Below are 18,166 nucleotides of genomic sequence, written 5' to 3' on the forward strand. Positions count from 1 at the left end.
CCATGTCACTGAGCACGCTGCGGGCGGTCGCGCTGGACGGGGCCCGCGACGCCGCCTACCTGTCCCCGGCGCGCTGGCCCGCTGAACCGCACGACCGGCTCGGCGACCACGGATACGACGTGTTCGAGTACGCGGTCTCCGGCGTGGCCCGCCTGTACACCGACGGAGCGGCCCGGCCTCCGGCGACGACCGGCACGGTCTCCTGCACGACGCGGGTGCTGGTGGTCCGGCCGGTGACCGACGAGGCCTTCAGCGGTCGCGTGCACGTCGAGCTGCTCAATCCGTCGACCGGCTACGACTTCCCGATGTACTGGCCGGACCTGGCCGGCCACCTGATCCGACGCGGCGACGCATACGTCGGCATGACGTGCAAGAACGTCACGGTGGAGGCGCTGCGCCGTATGGCACCCGAGCGGTACGGCGATCTCTCGTTCCCGCACGACGGGGCCGTGTGGGACCTGCTCGGCTCCCTCGCGGCGACGCTGCGGTCACCGCACGGCGGTGGCGTACTGCCCGGCCTGCGCGAGCCGGCCCGGATCCTGGCGACCGGCTGGTCGCAGTCCGGATCCTTCCTGCGGACCTACCTGTCCGAGGGGCTGCACGAGCAGCACTGCGGCGAGACGGGCCGCACCGTCGTGGACGCCTTCCTCATCGGGGTCTCCAGCGGCGGCTTCGGGCCGATGGGCTACGTCAACGTGGACCGGCACGGCGAGATGGCCTTCGACGCCGATCTGCGGCCGGTCGGAGGGCGCCTCGTACAGCTGCCGATGGACGACGCCCGCAGGACCGTACGCGGTTCTCGTGTACCGGTCATGGAGCTGATGAGCGAGGACGAAACGCTCCATCACCTGTGGCATCAGCGCCCCGACAGTGACGTCCCCGGCGACCTCTACCGCTGCTACCAGCTGCCGGGGCGCGGTCACGAGTCCGGACTGCTCGACGACTCGGTCCGTTCCTCCGATCATGCACAGGCTCGCTCGCACGGGCACCAAGGCGCCGAACCGTCCGGTGGCGCCGACCCGTCCGGTGGTGCCGACCCGTCCGGTGGTGCCGACCCGTCCGGTGGCGCCGACCCGTCCGGTGGCGCCGAACCGTCCGGTGGCAGCGACGCGCCCGGTGGCGTCGAGGTACCCGAGGGCATCGAGACGGCGCCTCCGCTCCGTCATCAAGCCTCCCGTTACCTTCTCGCGGCCGCCGTGGAGAACCTGCTGCGCTGGGCGGACGGTGTGGCGGCGCCCCGGATCGATCCGATCGCCGTCATGGCCCGGCCCGGCAGTCGACTCGATGCCGACGGCCTCGACTACGGCGGAACGTACGTTCTGAGCGACGCGGACGGGCATGCCCTGGGCGGCATGCGCCATCTGGAGGTCGACCTGCCCGTCGCCCGGTCCTTGCGCGCGCCCGACGGGCCGATGACCATCGGGACCTGGCACCGCGAGCCCTTCGAACCCGCGGAACTGACACGGCGCTATACCAGCCCGCAACGGCTGCGGCAGCTGGCGAGCGAGCGGGCGTGGCGGCTGGCCGACCGGGGCTGTTACCTGCCTGAGGACGTAGCCGACGCGGTCGAGGATTTCTGCCGCTGCGCCGGGCCCTTCTGACAGCTGCCGAAAAGAGGACGCCGAGCTCAGCACTGCGGGTCGGACGGGTCTCCCTGCCGGGACCCGCCGCCCCACTGGGCGAGCTCAAGACAGATTTTGTGGACGGCTGCCTGCAGGGCCTCCACGACGTGGTGCTCCTGTCTGTTGGGGAACCGTGTGTCGGACCAGGCGACCGACAGGGCCATGGGCCTCGTGCCCGGCGGCAGATGCAGCGCGACGCCGATGGCGGTGACGTTCTCGTGGGCTTCCCGGCTGCGGGCGTATCCCCGTGATCGGACGTCCGCCAGCTCGGCCTGGAGCTGGGCCAGCGTCCGGACCCGTGCGTAGCGGGTGACGGGCAGACCGTCCGGGAAGAGCGACTCGATCTGGGCACGGCTCAGCTTCGCGAGCATGGCCTTGCCGCCGGCGAGGGTGTGCGCGGGCAACAGCCAGCCCACCCGTGAGACCGCGATCCGGGTCTCGTCGCGCCACTCGACCCCCGTCACGAAACGTGCGCCGTTCCCTTCCAGCGCCAGCAGATGAGCGGTGCCCCGCAGTTCGTCCCTGATGCGCTGCAGGTGGGGCAGCGCGACGGACTCGACGTCGGGCACTCGCTCGGCGGTCTCGGTCAGCGACACCAGGGCGGGCCCCCGCACGTACACCCGTCGCTCGCCCTGCTCCACGAAGCGGTGGTGCAGCAGCATCTGCAGCAACCGGTGGGCGGTCGAGGGGGCCACGCACAGGAGGTCGGCCGCCTCCGACACGGTCAGCTGGGGGCGCGCGATGAACGCGGTGAGCAGAGTGAGCGCGCGCCCCACCGACGCTATGTGGTAGGCGGGCAGTTCACCGCCGTCCGGCTCTGGCTGCCCCCCGACACCAGCTTGCTGGGCGGTCATGGTCACCTCCGCGCTGCTCGCGCCGCTGTCCAAGGCTACGTCGCCCCTGGTCTCATGCTTCACCCTTGTCACGCCGGATGAGGCCGGCGCCGGTCCGGTGCGGCTGCGTCCCACTCGCGGCGATACGTTCCTGCATCTCGTCGTGGTCCGGGTCCGCGTCCGGCAGCACGACACGGAACCACATGTCCTTGAACTTCCACTGGCCGTCCACCCGCTCGTAGTGGCACTTGTACCTGCCCTCCAGCCAGGGGCCCCACACACGCATCAGACCGCCCGTGGTGCGGAACTCGCAGATGTGACGGTGCCAGGTCCACTCGCCGTACGCCCGGTCCGCCCCCGCGGCGAGCTCGATGACCGGTGACGACAGGACGTACCCGTCCGCGCTCTTCACCAGGCTGTGCAGCTCGTCGAAGACCTCCTCGACCAGCTGCTTCTTTCCCTCGGTGCGCCCGTGCCACCGGATGTCCGTGACTGCGTCCTCGGTGAAGAAGTCGGCCATGCCCTCCCAGTCGCGGTCCGCGAGTTTGCGGATGTAGCGCCGGTGCAGGTTCTTGATCTCCTCGATGTCCTCCAGCCGCTGGATCCGGCTCTCCAGGAGGGCGTTCCGGCGGGTCAGGGCCTCCAGGGCGGCGCTGTCGGGCTGCTGGTGCGGGTCGGTGTGGGACATGTGTCTCTCCTGGTCTCCGGGTGGTCAGGTTCGCCGATGGGTGACGGCCGGGCGCGGTCCCGGTCCGGTACGGGCCTCACTGAATCAGAGGCCCGGGAAAGGCCGACGTGTCGGGCCGGTGACTCAGTGCCTGAAGCTCACTGCACTCGTCGATCGCCCACATCCCATGGTTGCGGCCCAGGCCACTGCGCTTCATCCCGCCGAAGGGCATCGTCATGTCCGAGCTGCCGACGCGGTGGGAGTTCACGAACACCGAACCCGCGGCGATACGGCGGCCCACGGCCAGGGCGTGCTCGGCGTCCTCGCTCCACACGGACGCCGCGAGGCCGTACTCGGTGTCGTTGGCCATCCGCACCGCGTCCTCGACGTCGTCGAACGCGACGACCGGCACGGTCGGCCCGAACTGCTCGCGGGAGACGAGGGGCGAGTCGTGGGGGACGCCGGTGACGACGCTCGGGAGCATGAAGTAGCCGTTGTCCCAGTCGGCGTCGTCCAGGGGGCGCCCGAGTACGTCGACCCGGGCGCCGGCCCTGCGGGTGGACTCCAGGAGAGCCGTCACCGACGTGAACTGCCGCTCGTTGTTCAGCGGCCCGATCGTGCTGGCCGGGTCGAGGCCGTCGCCGACGACGATCTCGTCGACAGCCTGCCGGAACTTGTCGACGAACTCGTCGTACACACCGCGCTGGACGTACAGCCGTTTGATGTTGAAGCAGACCTGGCCCGTGCAGGTGTACACCGAGCGGCGGATCTCCCGTATCAGCCGGTCGTCGAGTCCGGCGGTGTCGAGGACGATCGCGGGGTCGTTGCCGCCGAGTTCGAGGCTCACGCTCGTGATGTTCTCGGCGGCGCCGCGCAGTACGGCCCGACCGGTCTCGGTGCCGCCGGTGAACAGGACCTTGCGCACTCCGGGGTGGGAGACCAGGGCGGCTCCGGCCTCGCTGCCCAGGCCGGGCACCACGTTCACGACACCGGCCGGGAGCGCCGAGGCGAGCATCGCCAGAGTCTCCGTCAGCGCGAGCGGGGCGAACTCGGACGGCTTGACGATCACCGGATTGCCGGCCGCCAGGGCCGGCGCCAGCGCCATCATGCACAGGTAGACGGGGTAGTTCCAGGGCACGATCACCACCGTGGGCCCCATGGGCAGGCGCCGGATCACCGTGGTGCCGCGTTCGTCCCGTACGACGGTCTCCTCGTCCGCGGCCGGTGCGATGTCGGCGTAGTAGCGCAGCAGCCTGGGTGCCCCGCCGACGTCGAGTTGCGATTCCCAGAGCACCTTGCCCTGCTCGCGGGTGAGCAGCTCGGCCCGGGACGCCGTGTTCTGCTCCAGCGCGTCGGCGGCGGCGTGCAGGAGCCGTCCGCGCTCGGCGCCGCTCGAGGAGCCCCAGGTGGCCGCTGCGGCCACGGCGTTGTGGACGACCTCGTTCACGATCCGCGGGCCGGCCAGCGCGTACGTCCCGACGATCTCGCCGGTCCGCGCCGGGTTCACGACCGGGGCGGTCTCGGCCTCGTACGTCCGGCCGGCGCTGACGACCTGAGCCGTCCATGTCGTATCTGCCGCACTGCGCACCGCTGCCTCCGAAGGGATCGGTGTTGGGGACCGGCGTCAGTCAACGGTGGTGAGGCGGTGCCCGGTGCCGGGCGAGGCACGGATTTCTGCCGGGCAGAACTTACCGGGCACGCCCACCGGAACCGCCCGGCCACCGGCACAGGATGCCTTCCGTACGACTGGCCCGGTCCAACCGCTCCCCAGGGGCGGTATCCCCCACGAGGAGCATGCATGGCATCACTACTCAAGGACGGCGAGTGGTCCACGCGCATCCGACTGGACACCTGGTGCGAGGGCCGGGGAGGCAAGGCCGCCGTCATCGAGCCCGCCACGGGAGAGAGTCTCGGCACCGTGGGACTCGCCGCACCGGAGGACGTGCACCGTGGCGCCGGCATCGCTGCGGCGGCGCAGCGGGACTGGGCGGCGACGCCGCCCGAAGAGCGGGCCGCACTCCTGCGCCGGGCCGGAGACCTGTGGACCGTACACGCCGCCGAGGTGGCCGAGTGGCTGGTCCGCGAAGCCGGCTCGGTACGTCTCAAGGCCGACCTCGAGGTGCATACGGCAGCGCAGGAGTGCTACGAGGCGGCGGCACTGCCCACGCATCCCGCAGGGGAGGTGCTGGCGTCCGCGTCCGGCCGGTGGAGCCTCGCCCGTCGTCGGCCGGCGGGCGTCGTGTCCGTGATCTCCCCCTTCAACTTCCCCCTCGTCCTCTCGATCCGCTCGGTCGCACCCGCCCTCGCCCTGGGCAACGCGGTGCTCCTCAAGCCGGATCCCCGGACCGCCGTCTGCGGCGGTGTGGTCCTGGCGCGGATCTTCGAGGAGGCGGGCCTCCCGGCGGGTGTGCTCCAGGTCCTGCCGGGCGGCGTGGATGTCGGTGAGGCGGCGGTGACCGCCGCGCCGGTACGTGTGGTCTCCTTCACCGGATCCACCGCTGCCGGGCGGCGCGTGGGGGCGCTGGGCGCCCAGCACCTCAAGAGGACCCATCTCGAACTGGGTGGGAACAACGCGCTCATCGTGCTCCCGGGTGCGGACGTGGAGCGCGCGGCCTCGGCGGGAGCGTTCGGCTCGTTCCTGCACCAGGGACAGATCTGCATGACCACGGGGCGGCACCTCGTCCACGAGTCGTTGTACGAGCAGTACCTCGCGCTGCTCGCCGACAAGGCGTCGCGGCTGCCGGTGGGAGATCCCCACACGGCCGAGGTGGCCCTCGGCCCCCTCATCGACGCGGCACAGCGTGCCCACGTGCACGCGGTGGTGCAGGACAGCGTCTGCGCCGGGGCCGAGCTGCTCACCGGCGGCCAGTACGAGGACCTGTTCTACCGCCCGACCGTGCTGGCGGACGTCCAGGACGGCCACCGTGCCTGGTCGGAGGAGATCTTCGGTCCGGTGGCCCCGGTGCGTTCCTTCTCCGACATCGACGAGGCCGTCACCGCCGCCGCCGCGACGGAGTACGGACTGTCGCTGGGGATCCTCGGCGAGACCGGGGCGGCGATGCGGGTGGCGGACGCCGTACCCAGCGGAATCGTCCACATCAACGAGCAGACGGTCGCGGACGAGGCCCATGTGCCCTTCGGAGGCGTCGCGGCCTCGGGAACCGGTGCCCGGTTCGGTGGTGCGGCCGCCAACATCGAGGCGTTCACGGAGACACAGTGGCTCACCGCCCGGGCCGACATCGCTCCCTATCCGTTCTGAGACATCCACTGATACGTCCGTCTGATACATCCACTCTGATACCTCCACTCTGAGATATCCGTCGCAGGCGCGTCCGTTTCTGCGGCATACCGTTCCCAGACATCCGACACGGGGGCACCCCCGAAGACCATCAGCAGGCAGGCGACGCCATCCATGGACACAGGACCGATCGAGTTCGCGACCGCGACACAGACCCTTGCAGGCCTGCGACGCGGTGAGTTCTCCAGCGTCGAACTGGTCCGGGCGTATCTGGACCGGATCGCGGCCCATCCCTGGGTCAACGCGATCGTGACCCTCGACGCGGACCGGGCACTGGCCGAAGCCCGCCTGGCCGACGAGATGCGCCGCGCGGGCGGCCCGACGGGCCCTCTGCACGGTTTGCCGATCACCGTCAAGCACGACCAGAAGGTCCGGGGCGTCCCCTCGACCTACGGATCCGAGAGCCTGCGGGACTTCATACCCGAGGATGACGCCGAGGCGGTCGCCCGGTTGCGAAGCGCGGGCGCCATCGTCTTCGGCCGCTCGAACCTGCCCGAGTTCGCCGCCGACGGGCAGGCCTACAACGCGCTGCACGGCACCACCCGTAACCCCTGGGACCGCGAGCGCACCTCCGGCGGCTCGTCGGGCGGCTCGGCGGCGGCGGTGGCGGCCGGGATGACCGCGCTCGACCTCGGCAGCGACATGGGCGGCTCCATCCGCATCCCGGCCGCCTGGTGCGGCGTTCACGGCCTGAAGCCCACCTGGGGCGTCGTGCCGACGCAAGGAGGTGTTCCGCATCCGGACGACGCCGAAGGGGCGGACCTGACCGTGCCGGACGTCGCCGTGTGCGGTCCGCTGGCCCGGGGCGCCGATGATCTGGACCTCGCCCTGACCGTGCTCACCACGCCCCGGGACGATCGCGGCGGTCTCAGACCGTACCTGCCGAACGCGCCGTTCACGGCACACCGGGAACTGCGCGTGCTCGCCTGGTTCGACGACCCCGTGACAGCAGTCGACCCGGCGACACTCGAGGTACTGCACACGGCCTGTCGCGCTCTCGAGGGCGACGGCGCCCATGTCAGGTACGGCGTACTGCCGCCGGGCGGCCTCGATCAACTCGGGGAGCTTTTCGAACTGCTCTTCATGGCGGACGTCGGTGGCGGCACCGGCGACGCGGGCTTCGAGGAGCTGCGCCGCGGAATACGGCAGCTGCGCACGGAGTCGCCCATGGCCGGGCTGCACCACCGCGCGCTGGGCCTCACACACCGGGAATGGCTGTCCCTGCACCGACAGCGCCTGATGCTGCTTCAGGGATGGCAGGAGCTGTTCGACGAGTACGACGTCGTCGTCACCCCCACGGTCATGACGACCGCTCTCCCGCACGACCACAGCGAGCCGGTCTGGGCCAGGCACTTCGAGCTGAACGGCGAACACCATCCGTGGCGCCCGGCACTGACGCGCTGGTGCGGCGCGGTGGGAGTGCTCGGCCTTCCGGCCGTCTCGACGCCCATCGGGCTCGACCGGCACGGGCTGCCGGTCGGCATGCAGGTCGTCGCCGCCGGGTGCCACGACCGCAGCGCCATCGCCGCGGCCCGCCTGATCTCCGAGAGCGTCGGCGGCTTCACCGTGCCGCCGCTCGGCGGGACACCCGCATGAACGCAACGCCAGGCACCCGCTGCCGGCCCGAGGAGAGCCCATGAGCATCGCCTTCGTCAACGGTCGCCGCTACGTCACCGGAGTCGGCACCCGGCCCGGTGGGGTGGCCGTGCGGAACGGGCGCATCGTCGCCGTCGGGCCCGACAGCGACGTCGTCGACGCGGCGGGCCCGGCCGCCGAGATCGTGGACGCCGGCGGCGGCCTCATCAGCCCGGCCTTCGGCGACGCGCATCTGCACCCGATCGTGGGGGGAATGGAGCTCGGGCAGTGCCACCTGGACCACTGCACGTCCGCCGAGGAGTGCCTGGAGGCCATCGCGGCCTATGCCGCGGACCATCCGGACGAGGCCTGGATCCTCGGCGGCGGGTGGTCCATGGGGCACTTCCCCGGGGGCACCCCCCACAAGAGTCTCCTCGACCGCCTCGTGCCCGACCGCCCCGTGTTCCTGCGCAACCGTGACCACCACGGCGCCTGGGCCAACTCCCGCGCGCTCGAAATCGCCGGCATCGACGCGAACACGGCCGATCCGCGGGACGGCCGTATCGAGAGGGACCCGGACGGCAGCCCCGCGGGCACGCTGCACGAAGGCGCGGCACACCTGGTGACGAAGGTGGCGCCACCGCCCACACGCCACGGCCTGCGCCAGGGCCTGCTGCGCGGCCAGGAGCACTGCCTGGCACAGGGGATCACACAATGGCAGGACGCCCTCCTGCGCGTGATGGGCCCCGGCCTCGACGCGATGGACGTCTACGTGGACGCGCTGGCCGACGGCGGGTTGAAGGCGCGGGTCACCGGTGCCCTGTGGTGGGACCGCGACCGCGGCCCCGACCAGATCGCCGACCTCGTGGCCCGCCGGGAACGTGCGCGGGGCCACGACGACCGGGGCGATGACGACCGAGGCCAGGACGACCTCTTCCGGGCCGACGCGGTCAAGATCATGCTTGACGGGGTCGCGGAGAACTTCACCGCCTCGCTGAGCCGGCCGTACCGGGATCGCTGCGGGCATGAGACCGGCAACCGCGGACTCAGCTTCATCGACCGTGGCGTGCTGGGGGACGTCGTCGCGACCGTGGACGCCCACGGCTTCCAGGCGCACTTCCACGCGATCGGGGACCAGGCGGTGACGGACGCCCTGGACGCGGTGGCCCACGCTCGGCGGGTCAACGGCAGCTCGGGCATCCGCCACCACGTGGCCCATCTGCAGATCGTGCGGCCCGAGGACGTGCCGCGTTTCGCCCGGCTCGGGGCGGTCGCCAACATCCAGCCACTCTGGGCCCGTTACGACCCGCAGATGACGGAGCTGACCATCCCGTTCCTGGACCCGGCCCTCGTGGACCGCCAGTACCCGTTCCTGGACCTGCACCGCGCCGGCGCCGTGCTGGCGGGCGGCAGCGACTGGCCGGTCAGCAGCGCCAGTCCCCTGGAAGGCATGCACGTCGCCGTCAACCGCACGGCCGAGCACGCGCCGTCCGACACCGAGCCGTTCATCCCACGGCAGCGCCTCCCCCTGGTCGTGGCGTGGGACGCCTACACCCACGGGGTCGCCCACCTCAACAGCCGCGAGCGGCAGACCGGCCGGCTCGAGCCGGGGTACCTGGCCGACCTGGTGCTCCTCGACCGTGATCCGTTCCTGGGACCACGGCACGAGATCGCGGAGACGGTGGTCGTCAGCACCTGGCTCGGCGGCCGGTGTGTGTACCGGCGTGAGTGACGCCCGGGGGTGCCGCCGGTGCGCGGCGACGCCGCTTTCCACGCCGCAGAATCCGAGGCCTTCGCATCGGTCCGATGTCTGAAAAACGCCTATGGTGCAGCAACCGCTCACGGGTCGACTCAGAGGAGGAGTCTTGGCGATCGTCGAACACAGCCTGCCGCGCTCCGCCGGCAGGCAGTGGACCGGGGTGCTCGTGACAGTGGCGAGCCGCCTCGCCCAGATGGCGCTCACGCTTCTCGCGGCGAGTTTCCTGATCTTCACAGCGCTGCAGCTCGCACCGGGCAACCCGGTCGAGATCATGCTCGGCAGCAAAGCCGGAGACCCGGAGGCGGTCCGGCGCCTGAACGCGCAGTACCACTTCGACCAGCCGCTCCTCGTCCAGTACGGGCACTGGCTCACCGGACTCCTACACGGGAACCTCGGCACCTCGTTCGTCTTCCGGGAGAACGTCTCGTCGCTGATCGCCGCACGGATCCCCACCACCGCCCTGCTGGTGGTCTACGGAGGTCTCCTGGTCCTCGTCATCGGATTCGCGCTGGGGCTTGTCTCGGCCCGCGCGGGCCGAACGGCCGACACCGGCATCTCCGTCCTGCTGTCCGCGGCCCTGGCCGCACCGACCTACGTGATCGCGATCGTCCTCATCACGTTCTTCTCGCTCTACCTCAACTGGTTCCCCGTCTTCGGCAGCGGGGACGGCCTGCTCGGACGCCTTCACCACCTGACCCTGCCCGCCGTCACGCTCGCCCTGTCGAGCAGCGCCGCGATCGCCCGGGTGACCCGGGCCGCCGTCAAGGACGAGGAACGCCGGGACCACGTGACCACCGCCCTCGCGCGAGGACTGGACCCGCGAACCGTTCTGCGCCGGCACGTCATACGCAACGCGCTGCTGCCGATCACGACGATCGCCGGCATCGTCACCGCCGGCCTCATCGGCGGGACGGTGATCGTCGAGAACGCCTTCGGCCTTGACGGGGTGGGCTCGCTACTCGTCCAGGCCATCACCCGGAAGGACTACGCCGTCGTGCAGAGCACGAGCATCCTGGTCATCACCGCGTTCCTCCTGGTGAACGCCTTCGTCGATCTCCTGTACGGCGTCATCGACCCGCGCACGCGCAAGGGCGGAACCCCGTGAGCGCGCTCGTGCCGGCCCGGTCCCGGCTCCTGCGCGGCTCGGGCGGCGGCGCGACGACGGCGATCCGGTGCTTCGGCGCGTTCGCCGTGCTGCTGGTTCTTCTCGCCGTGTGCGCGCCACTGATCGCCCCCCAGGATCCGAACACGGGAGACGTCCTCTCGGTCCTGCAGCCCTCGTCGTCGGAGCACTGGCTCGGCACCGACGCATCCGGCCGCGACCTGTTCTCGCGTCTGGTGTTCGGCTCACGGACCGCGCTGCTCGGCCCGCTCGTGGTCGTCCTGGTCGCCACGTCCGCGGGAACGGCTCTCGGCATCCTCGCCGCCTGGAACCGGGGATGGGCCGATTCCCTGATCGGCCGCCTCTTCGACCTGGTGTTCTCCTTCCCTTCGATGCTGCTGGCCCTGCTGTTCGTCACGGTCATGTCCCCGGGTCTGTTCTCGGCCGCGCTCGCGGTCTCCATCGCCTTCGTCCCGGCCATTGGACGGCTGGTCCGCTCCACCGCGCTGCGTGAGGTGAACGAGCCGTACGTACAAGCCCTGTACACCCAGGGATTCGGGACGGTCAGACTGTGTGTCCGTCATGTCCTGCCCAATCTGTGGCCGGTGATCGTCGCGCAGGTGACCATGTCCTTCGGCTACGCGATGGTCGAGTTGGCGGGCATATCGTTCCTCGGTCTCGGTGTGCAGGACCCCACCGCCGACTGGGGCGAGATGATCAACACGGGGCAGGGCAGCATCGTCCGCGGCTTCCCCCAGGAATCCCTCTACGCCGGGATCGTCCTCGTCCTGGCCGTCGTGTGCTTCCTCAGCCTCGGTGACCTCCTGTCCGAACGAATCAACGGAGGCCGCCGATGACTCCGCTGCTCGAAGTGGACGACCTCCGCCTGACCGTCGGCGGCCGGGGTGCACAGGAACAGGAAATCCTGCATGGCGTCTCGTTCGCCGTGGGCGCCGGGGAAGCAGTCGGAATCGTCGGTGAGTCGGGCTCGGGCAAGACCCTGACGATCCGGGCGGTCGCCGCACTGCACCCTCCGGGCGCGAAGATCGACGGCGACATACGGTTCGACGGACAGTCCGTCCCCGCGATGACGCCTCGCGAGCTGATGCGACTGCGCCGCGACCACGTCGGCATGGTGTTCCAGGATCCGCACGCGGCGGTCAACCCGGTCCACCGCATCGGCGACTTCCTCACCGAGACCTACCGGAAGGACAGCCGCAAGCAACGGCGGGACGCGACCGCCCGCGCCCTGGAACTGCTCCACCAGGTGCGCATCAAGGATCCGGCGCGAATCCTCGGCTGTTTCCCGCACGAACTCTCCGGCGGCATGCTGCAGCGCGTGATGATCGCGGCGGCTCTCCTGCGCGATCCGCGCCTGCTGCTCGCGGACGAGCCCACGACAGCACTCGACGTCACGACGCAGGCCGAGGTCGTCGCCCTGATCACCGATCTGCGGCGCGAACGCGACGCGGCGCTCGTCTTCATCACTCACGACATCGAGCTCGTCGGGGCCCTCTGCGACCGCATCCTGGTGATGTACAAGGGCCGGATCGTCGAGGAGCTGACGCCGGCGCAACTGCACGGCGGCAAGATCTCACACCCGTACACCGAAGCGTTGCTCGCCTGCCGCCCGGACATCACGCGCCGCCGCCACCGGCTGCCGGCGGTCCCGGCCGGCGCGTTCGAGGAAGGCTGGGCTGCCCAGTGATCGGTCAGGAATCGCAGGGATCACAGGAACCAGTCGCCGACCCGGGGAACGCGACCACTCCCGTCGTACGGGTCCGGGACCTCCGCAAGACCTTCCAGCCCCGTGGTCTCCTGAACGCCGGGCAGCCGGTCGTCGCGGTGGACGGGGTCTCGTTCGCCCTGGTGGCCGGTTCGACGCTCGCCGTCGTCGGTGAGTCGGGGTCCGGCAAGACCACCCTGGCCAGGATGATCATGGGGCTCGAGACACCGACGAGCGGTTCCGTCGAGTTCTTCGGCAGGACGCAGCCGCAGCGGATGCGGACACGCGACCGGCGAGCCCACGCCCGGGTGATCCAGATGGTCTTCCAGAATCCCTACCGCTCTCTCGATCCCCGTCAGAGCGTGGGCGCCGCCGTCGACGAGGTCCTGCGCCTCCACTTCGGCCTCAGCCACCAGGACGCCAGAGCCCGGACGGCCGAGCTGTTCGAGCTGGTGCGGCTGGCCCCCGCCCTGCTCGACGCCCTGCCCCGCGAACTGTCGGGCGGCCAGCGACAGCGCGTGTGCATCGCCCGCGCGCTCGCCACGAACCCGCGCGCGATCGTCCTGGACGAGGCCGTCGCCGCGCTGGACGTGCTCGTCCAGGCGCAGGTCCTCAACCTGCTGGCGGACGTCCAGGAGCAGACGAACGTCAGCTACCTGTTCGTCACCCACGACCTGGCGGTCGTGCGGCAGGTCGCCGACGACGTGCTGGTCATGAGGTCCGGCCGCGTGGTGGAGCACGGGCGTGCCGAGGAGGTCCTGGACCACCCGGAGCACCCCTACACCCGTCTCCTGCGCGACTCCGTCCCCCGGCCGGGCTGGAAACCGGTCCGACGTCCCACGGATGACAGCCCGCCGATCCCGGCCTGACGCCGCCGGACCGTCCGCCACCGCGCCCCTCACCGTCGTCCGACGTCCTCTCTCACACCGTCCGCTCCCGTACCGGTTGCCCGGTGATGCCCCCCACCGCGCCGACCACCCGCAGCACACGCTGCGCCCTGCTCTTCGGACGCATCTTCCACACCGCAGAATCGTCCCCCTTGCCGCCTATGACCATGAACGCGGGGTGGCTGAATATGACGCCTCGGCGACCGCGTCCGGGCCGGAAGCCACGCGCCACCATCGTCGGCCCGATCTCCTCGAAAGGGATCTTTCATGTCGCTACCGTTCCGTCCATCACGCCGCGACCGCCACCGCACGCCGTCCGACGCACAGCGGCGGCGGACCGTCCAGGTGGCGACTGTGGCGGCCGCCCTGGCCCTCGTCACCGCCTGCGGTGGCGGGACCGCCTCCCCGGAGAAGGCCGCCGGCAGCCGGGGCTGGACCACCACCACCCCCCGGGCGGCCGGAAACCTCGACACCGTGAACTGGAACCTCATCCTGGAGCCCACGACGCTGGACCCCCAGCAGGCGGGCAACTACGGGGTCAACGAGGTGCTGTCCAACATGTGCGAGAGCCTGCAGACGCTGAACCCCGACTTCTCGATCAGTGACGGCCTCGCGTCGCTGAAGGTCGAGAACGGCGGGAAGCGGCTGGTGTACTCCATCGACGCCAAGGCACGCTTCTGGGACGGACAACCGGTCACCGGCGCAGACGCGGCCTTCAGCCTGACCCGGGCCTGGCACCCGCCGTCCCAGCAGGCGCCCGTCTACAGCCAGTACTTCGCCGCCGTCACCGGCATCAAGGCGACCGGGCCCCGTGGGGTCGCCGTCGACCTGAAGCACCCCGATCTCCTCTTCCAGAAGATGATGGCGACCTTCGCCGGCTCCGTGGTCGAGGCGCGGTACTCCAAGGCTCATCCCGACTACGGGAAGCCGAGCGTTCCGCCGATGTGCTCCGGGCCGTACACGTTCAAGTCCTGGCAGACGGGGTCCAAACTGACGCTCGAGCGCAACGAGAACTACTGGCGCGGCCTCACGGCCAAGACCCGTCAGGTGGTGTTCAGCTTCCTGCAGGGCGACAGCTCGCAGACCCGGGCGCTCACCGGCGGTGCGATCCAGGGCATGTACCAGCCGCCGGCCTCCGCCCTTGGCCGGCTCGGCGATCACGGCAAGGTGTACTACGGCAAGTCCCTGCTCTCGTTCTACCTCGTCCCCACCACGAAGGCCGGCCCGCTGCGGGACCCGCGTATCCGGCAGGCCCTGTTCCTGGCGCTGAACAGGAGCGCGGTCGCCCGCACCGCCTTCGGCGGCGGCGCGGTCGCCTCCCGCGGCATGCTTCCCGCCGACGCGTACGGGCCGGTCAAGGCGACGAAGAGCGACGGCACCGGAGGAAGCGCGGACGAGATCGCGCAGGCCAAGAAGCTCGTGAAGGAAGCCGGATCCCCCAAGGGGAAGATCGTCCTCGCGGGAGCTCCCGCCATCAGCGACTCCCTCACCCAGACCCTGCAGGCCATCGCTGAGGCGGCGCGGAAGATCGGCCTCGACGCGACCTACAAGCCCGTGACCGTCGGGCAGTTCTACGACCTCTTCTCCGGCCCGCAGGGCTGGCGCAGCACCGGCGCCGACGCCTTCGGCTCGCAGTGGAACCTTCCCGTCGCCGACCCACAGGCACAGTTCTCGGTGTGGGCGAGCCCCGAGGACCCCTCGAACTACTCGCAGTTCGCGGACGGCGGGGCGAGCAAGCTGATCCAGCAGGCGGGCGCGGAAGGGAACGTGGGCAAGCGCGATGAGCTTCTCACCCAAGCCGACAAGCGGCTGTTCGACCGGCTGCCGTGGATTCCCGTGGTGGACGTGGCCAATGTCCTGTACTTGGACGACAGCGTGACGGGCCCGCCGGCTTCCTTCGTGAACTGGTACTACCCCTGGGCGCAGCAGCTGGGGGCAACCAAATGACGCAGGTGCGACGCGATGCCCCTCCTCGCCGGGCGCCTGACAGGCTGCGGGCGACCTGGACCAGGTACTCCACGACGCCGCCCGGCGCGACAGTCCGCTGACCGCCGCCCCGGGTGGCACAACGGGGGCCTCCCGCAGGGCTCAGGGGAACGTGGGCGCGGGTTGGCGTAGAAATGTGAATCCATAGGTCATAGCAATGCTCGGCGATCTGTGAAACCGTTCTGTGATGAGATGAGCCCCCGAACGAGCCCCCAGATGAGCCCCCGCGGCACCGATCGGAAGGACGACGGAACAGCCGTGAACCGACTCTCCAGTGCTGCCCGCCGTGCGATCTTCGCTCCGCTTGACACGGAAGCGAGGGTCGAGGCCGTCGTCAGGCGCCTGGGCGACGCGATCGCCTTGGGGCTGCTGACGGACGGCGAGCAGCTGCCCGGTGAGAGCGACCTCGCCGAGCGGCTCGGCGTCTCCACCGTGAGTCTGCGCGAGGCATTGATGGCCCTGCGGCAGCAGGGCCTCGTCACCACAAGGCGTGGCCGGGGCGGCGGGACCTTCGTCCGCGCGTCTGTCGACGATCTGCACGACCGCCTGCGGCAGCGGCTGCAAGCCCACACCACGGAGGAGCTGCGCGACCTCAGTGACCACTATGCCGCCGTCGCCGGAGGCACCGCCCGGCTCGCCGCCGAGCGCGCGGACAAGCACGACCTGGAAGCCCCCAACCGTTCCCTGCGGGAATTCGCCGACGCCGTCGACTCCGCCGCGCGAGGCCGCATCGACGGCCGCTTCCATGTGGAGATCGCCGCCGCCGCCCAGTCCTCCCGGCTGACCCGCGAGGAGATCCGTTTCCAGACCGAAATCGGCCCACTACTGTGTCTGCCATTCAGCCAAGCGACATTCCACCGGACCGCCGACGCGCAGCACCGGGCCCTTTTCGACGCCATCAGGGCCGGTGACGGACTACAGGCTCGTACGCTGGCCGAGGAGCACGTTCGCGACGCGGTGCGGCACCTCATAGAACTGCGACTGGACGAGACATGGCAAGCACACTGAGCACCGACGGCGACACCGTCGCCGAGGCGGTCGTCCGGGTCAGCGGCCTGCTGGAGCGTGTCTTCACCACCGTCCAGCAGACCTGCGAACAGACCGCCACCCTGCTGGCGCACATCAATCGGCGGGGACGGCGCCCCACCTCGGCCGACCTGGCCCGGCTCCAGCCGCTGCTGCGCGAACAGCTCGTCCGCGAGGCCAAGCTGATCTCCGGCACCGGCTTCATCGCCGAACCAGGCCTGCTCGGCGACGTGCCCGCCTGGCTGGAATGGTGGCAGACGAGGGCCGATGGCGAGGTCCAGCCCATGCTGCTGGAGCTGGACCCGGACACCTCCGCGTTCTCGGACTACACCGCCTGGGACTGGTTCGCCCTGCCCCGGACCACCGGGCAGCGCGCCGTGTCCGGGCCGTACGTCGACTATCTGTGCTCCGACGAGTACAGCCTCACCCTTGCGGCACCGGTGGTCGTGGACGGCGCGTTCGCGGGTGTGGCCGCCGCCGACGTGTACCTGCGCCACTTCGAGGCCGCTGTCGGCCCCGCGCTGCGCCGCATCGAGGGCCCCGCGTTCCTGGTCAATCCGCGCGGCCGGGTCACCGCGTCCAATACCGCGACTCAGCTTGCGGGCTCCCTGGTCAGGGACCTCGACACGGCTGCCGCGCGGGGCGAGGTGGTACTGCACCCGTGCGGGGCGATCCCCCTGGTGCTCGTAACGGCGGCGCGAGCGTCACGCGCCCGGTGACGTCACGACATGCCTGATGCGGGTGCGGTCCTCGAAGTCGTACGCGGACGGATCCTTGCCATGGCCGGATCCTTGCCATGGCCGGACTTCTTGAAGCCGCCGTGCGGCATCTCCGCGGTTCCTCGCCCATTGCTTCAGATCCTGCCGCCGGAGGCCGCGTCGGACGACAGCCGCTGGGCCAGGTAGACGGGGATGACGGACAGCAGCACCAGCACGGCGGCGACGACGTTGACCACCGGCGCCTGCTGCGGCCGGGCCATGTTGGAGAAGATCCAGACCGGGAGGGTCTGGACGCCGGGCCCGGCGGTGAACGTGGTGACCACGATCTCGTCGAAGGAGAGTGCGAAGGCGAGTAGCCCGCCCGCCACCAGAGCGGAGCGCACCAAGGGGAAGGTGATGTCGCGGAACGTCTGGAAGGTGTCCGCGCCCAGGTCGGCGGCGGCTTCCTCGTACGAGCCGGACATCCGGCGCAGCCGCGCGACGACGTTGTTGAAGACCACGACGACGCAGAAGGTGGCATGGCCGACGATGACGGTGAAGAGGCCGAGGCCCACGCCGAGCGGTTCGAGGACCGCACGGAAGGCGGTGTTGAGGGCCACGCCGGTGACGATGCCGGGCAGCGCGATCGGCAGCACCACCAGGAAGGAGATGCTGTCCCGGCCGAAGAACCTGTAACGCTGTACGGCGAACGCGATCAGCGTGCCCAGCACCAGCGCGATCGCCGTGGCGCCGAGGCCGGCCTTGACCGAAGTCCACAGGGCGTCCCGTGCGCCGGAACTGTGCCAGGCGTTGCCCCACCAGCGCAGGGTGAAGCCGGAAGGCGGCCAGCCGAACGTCTTGTCGATGTTGAATGAGTTGGCCAGGACCAGCAGCAGCGGTAGGTAGATGATCGCGAAGCCGATGGCCGCGGTCGCACGCAGGGCCGTGCGTGCGAGACGGGAGAGTTGCATGCTTTCCTCAGGGTCC

16 protein-coding genes are annotated in these 18,166 nt (G+C 70.5%); 11 read left to right on the plus strand and 5 right to left on the minus strand.

Annotated features, from left to right (window positions below; genetic code table 11):
* Window positions 1-2 precede the first annotated feature (2 nt).
* Window positions 3-1,601 (plus strand): alpha/beta hydrolase domain-containing protein, encoded by a 1,599-nt coding sequence (locus tag ACIBK3_RS04635; protein ID WP_399361810.1) that lies wholly within the window; start codon window positions 3-5, stop codon window positions 1,599-1,601.
* Window positions 1,602-1,627: 26 nt separating this feature from the next.
* Here ACIBK3_RS04635 and ACIBK3_RS04640 read toward each other — a convergent pair whose 3' ends face one another.
* From ACIBK3_RS04640 to ACIBK3_RS04650, 3 genes are all read right to left on the minus strand, one after another.
* Window positions 1,628-2,476 carry an IclR family transcriptional regulator gene (locus ACIBK3_RS04640; RefSeq protein WP_399361812.1) on the minus strand — a complete coding sequence of 283 codons (849 nt, stop codon included), beginning with the start codon at window positions 2,474-2,476 and terminating at the stop codon, window positions 1,628-1,630.
* A 52-nt stretch (window positions 2,477-2,528) separates the two neighbouring features.
* On the minus strand, window positions 2,529-3,143 hold the full coding sequence (locus ACIBK3_RS04645) for a nuclear transport factor 2 family protein (protein WP_399361814.1): 615 nt from the start codon (window positions 3,141-3,143) through the stop codon (window positions 2,529-2,531).
* A gap of 76 nt (window positions 3,144-3,219) precedes the next feature.
* A complete protein-coding gene (locus ACIBK3_RS04650; protein ID WP_399361816.1) occupies window positions 3,220-4,710 on the minus strand; it encodes an aldehyde dehydrogenase family protein in 1,491 nt (496 codons plus the stop codon).
* Between the two features lie 210 nt (window positions 4,711-4,920).
* Here ACIBK3_RS04650 and ACIBK3_RS04655 point away from each other — a divergent pair, with 210 nt between their 5' ends.
* The 7 genes from ACIBK3_RS04655 (at window position 4,921) to ACIBK3_RS04685 (ending at window position 13,451) form a co-directional block, all read left to right on the plus strand.
* On the plus strand, window positions 4,921-6,381 hold the full coding sequence (locus ACIBK3_RS04655; protein WP_399361818.1) for a benzaldehyde dehydrogenase: 1,461 nt from the start codon (window positions 4,921-4,923) through the stop codon (window positions 6,379-6,381).
* Window positions 6,382-6,534: 153 nt separating this feature from the next.
* The gene (locus ACIBK3_RS04660) at window positions 6,535-8,016 is read left to right on the plus strand and encodes an amidase family protein (RefSeq protein WP_399361820.1); all 1,482 of its coding nucleotides are present in this window, start codon (window positions 6,535-6,537) and stop codon (window positions 8,014-8,016) included.
* 40 nt (window positions 8,017-8,056) lie between these two features.
* Window positions 8,057-9,727, plus strand: a complete 1,671-nt coding sequence (locus ACIBK3_RS04665) for an amidohydrolase (RefSeq protein ID WP_399361822.1) — start codon at window positions 8,057-8,059, stop codon at window positions 9,725-9,727.
* 133 nt (window positions 9,728-9,860) lie between these two features.
* The gene (locus ACIBK3_RS04670) at window positions 9,861-10,859 is read left to right on the plus strand and encodes an ABC transporter permease (protein WP_399361824.1); all 999 of its coding nucleotides are present in this window, start codon (window positions 9,861-9,863) and stop codon (window positions 10,857-10,859) included.
* Entirely contained in the window at window positions 10,856-11,713 is an 858-nt protein-coding gene (locus tag ACIBK3_RS04675; RefSeq protein ID WP_399361826.1) for an ABC transporter permease, read from the plus strand. Before ACIBK3_RS04670 ends, ACIBK3_RS04675 begins: the two co-directional genes overlap by 4 nt.
* Window positions 11,710-12,564, plus strand: coding sequence for an ABC transporter ATP-binding protein (locus ACIBK3_RS04680; protein WP_399361827.1), 855 nt, complete (start codon window positions 11,710-11,712; stop codon window positions 12,562-12,564). Before ACIBK3_RS04675 ends, ACIBK3_RS04680 begins: the two co-directional genes overlap by 4 nt.
* Window positions 12,561-13,451, plus strand: coding sequence for an ABC transporter ATP-binding protein (locus tag ACIBK3_RS04685; RefSeq protein ID WP_399361829.1), 891 nt, complete (start codon window positions 12,561-12,563; stop codon window positions 13,449-13,451). The genes ACIBK3_RS04680 and ACIBK3_RS04685 overlap by 4 nt, the downstream gene beginning before the upstream one ends.
* 52 nt (window positions 13,452-13,503) lie before the next feature.
* On the opposite strand, the gene ACIBK3_RS04690 is transcribed toward ACIBK3_RS04685, so the two are convergent.
* A complete protein-coding gene (locus tag ACIBK3_RS04690) occupies window positions 13,504-13,704 on the minus strand; it encodes a hypothetical protein (RefSeq protein WP_399361831.1) in 201 nt (66 codons plus the stop codon).
* A gap of 32 nt (window positions 13,705-13,736) precedes the next feature.
* Here ACIBK3_RS04690 and ACIBK3_RS04695 point away from each other — a divergent pair, with 32 nt between their 5' ends.
* The 3 genes from ACIBK3_RS04695 (at window position 13,737) to ACIBK3_RS04705 (ending at window position 17,200) form a co-directional block, all read left to right on the plus strand.
* Window positions 13,737-15,416: an ABC transporter substrate-binding protein gene (locus ACIBK3_RS04695; RefSeq protein WP_399361833.1), complete on the plus strand. Its 1,680-nt coding sequence runs from the start codon at window positions 13,737-13,739 to the stop codon at window positions 15,414-15,416.
* Window positions 15,417-15,713: 297 nt separating this feature from the next.
* Entirely contained in the window at window positions 15,714-16,463 is a 750-nt protein-coding gene (locus ACIBK3_RS04700; RefSeq protein WP_399361834.1) for a FadR/GntR family transcriptional regulator, read from the plus strand.
* Window positions 16,448-17,200 (plus strand): cache domain-containing protein, encoded by a 753-nt coding sequence (locus ACIBK3_RS04705; protein ID WP_399361836.1) that lies wholly within the window; start codon window positions 16,448-16,450, stop codon window positions 17,198-17,200. The genes ACIBK3_RS04700 and ACIBK3_RS04705 overlap by 16 nt, the downstream gene beginning before the upstream one ends.
* A 134-nt stretch (window positions 17,201-17,334) precedes the next feature.
* On the opposite strand, the gene ACIBK3_RS04710 is transcribed toward ACIBK3_RS04705, so the two are convergent.
* Window positions 17,335-18,150: an ABC transporter permease gene (locus ACIBK3_RS04710; RefSeq protein WP_399361838.1), complete on the minus strand. Its 816-nt coding sequence runs from the start codon at window positions 18,148-18,150 to the stop codon at window positions 17,335-17,337.
* Window positions 18,151-18,166 lie beyond the last annotated feature (16 nt).

Source organism: Streptomyces sp. NPDC050287 (genome assembly GCF_044459385.1).
In the GTDB taxonomy this organism is placed as follows: Bacteria; Actinomycetota; Actinomycetes; order Streptomycetales; family Streptomycetaceae; genus Streptomyces.

Bases quoted from the DNA above. Each gene is read 5' to 3' on its own strand.
- ACIBK3_RS04710 (WP_399361838.1), bottom strand. From the start codon at position 18,150: ATGCAACTCTCCCGTCTCGCACGCACGGCCCTGCGTGCGACCGCGGCC.
- ACIBK3_RS04690 (WP_399361831.1), bottom strand. From the start codon at position 13,704: ATGGTGGCGCGTGGCTTCCGGCCCGGACGCGGTCGCCGAGGCGTCATA.
- ACIBK3_RS04645 (WP_399361814.1), bottom strand. From the start codon at position 3,143: ATGTCCCACACCGACCCGCACCAGCAGCCCGACAGCGCCGCCCTGGAG.
- ACIBK3_RS04635 (WP_399361810.1), top strand. From the start codon at position 3: ATGTCACTGAGCACGCTGCGGGCGGTCGCGCTGGACGGGGCCCGCGAC.
- ACIBK3_RS04695 (WP_399361833.1), top strand. From the start codon at position 13,737: ATGTCGCTACCGTTCCGTCCATCACGCCGCGACCGCCACCGCACGCCG.
- ACIBK3_RS04680 (WP_399361827.1), top strand. From the start codon at position 11,710: ATGACTCCGCTGCTCGAAGTGGACGACCTCCGCCTGACCGTCGGCGGC.
- ACIBK3_RS04640 (WP_399361812.1), bottom strand. From the start codon at position 2,476: ATGACCGCCCAGCAAGCTGGTGTCGGGGGGCAGCCAGAGCCGGACGGC.
- ACIBK3_RS04665 (WP_399361822.1), top strand. From the start codon at position 8,057: ATGAGCATCGCCTTCGTCAACGGTCGCCGCTACGTCACCGGAGTCGGC.
- ACIBK3_RS04655 (WP_399361818.1), top strand. From the start codon at position 4,921: ATGGCATCACTACTCAAGGACGGCGAGTGGTCCACGCGCATCCGACTG.
- ACIBK3_RS04705 (WP_399361836.1), top strand. From the start codon at position 16,448: ATGGCAAGCACACTGAGCACCGACGGCGACACCGTCGCCGAGGCGGTC.
- ACIBK3_RS04660 (WP_399361820.1), top strand. From the start codon at position 6,535: ATGGACACAGGACCGATCGAGTTCGCGACCGCGACACAGACCCTTGCA.